General features: G+C 77.9%; 1 pseudogene. It reads left to right on the plus strand.

Going from position 1 to position 611, the window contains the following annotated elements:
* Positions 1 to 611: pseudogene (locus GT042_RS13070) on the plus strand (MFS transporter); the annotation flags it as partial.

Raw genomic sequence — 611 nt, forward strand, 5'->3', positions numbered from 1 at the left:
CCGGTCCCCGCGCCCACGGAGCGCGCCCGCCCGGCAGCGGACCTCCCGCGACGACCCGCACGCGCGGCCGGGCCGGCGAAGCCCGACCCCCGCACCCGGCGCGCCGTGGTCGTCTTCGGGGTCATCGCGCTCTGCACGGCGTACGGCGAGGGCGCGATGGCCGACTGGAGCGCGCTGCACCTCACCCAGGACCTCGACGCGTCCGCCGGCCTCGCGGCGGCCGGATACTCGCTCTTCGCCCTCGCCATGACGGCCGGACGGCTCTCCGGCACCCTCCTCCAGGAGCGGCTCGGCCAGACCCGCGCACTGGTCCTGGGCGGCGCCACCGCCGCGGCCGGGATGCTGGTCGGCGCGCTGGCGCCGTCCGTCTGGCTCGTCCTGCTGGGCTTCGCCGTCGCCGGTGTGGGCCTCGCCAACATCTTCCCCATGGCCATCGGCCGGGCCGGCGCGCTGGCGGGGCCCGGCGGGGTCGCGACGGCGTCCACGCTGGGCTACAGCGGCATGCTGCTGAGCCCGCCCGCGATCGGCTTCCTCGCCGACTGGTTCACGCTGCCGCTCGCCCTGACCACGGTGGCCGTGCTGGCCGCCGCCGCGTCCGTCATCGGCTACGC

This window comes from Streptomyces sp. SID3212 (assembly GCF_009865405.1).
Taxonomy (GTDB): Bacteria; Actinomycetota; Actinomycetes; order Streptomycetales; family Streptomycetaceae; genus Streptomyces.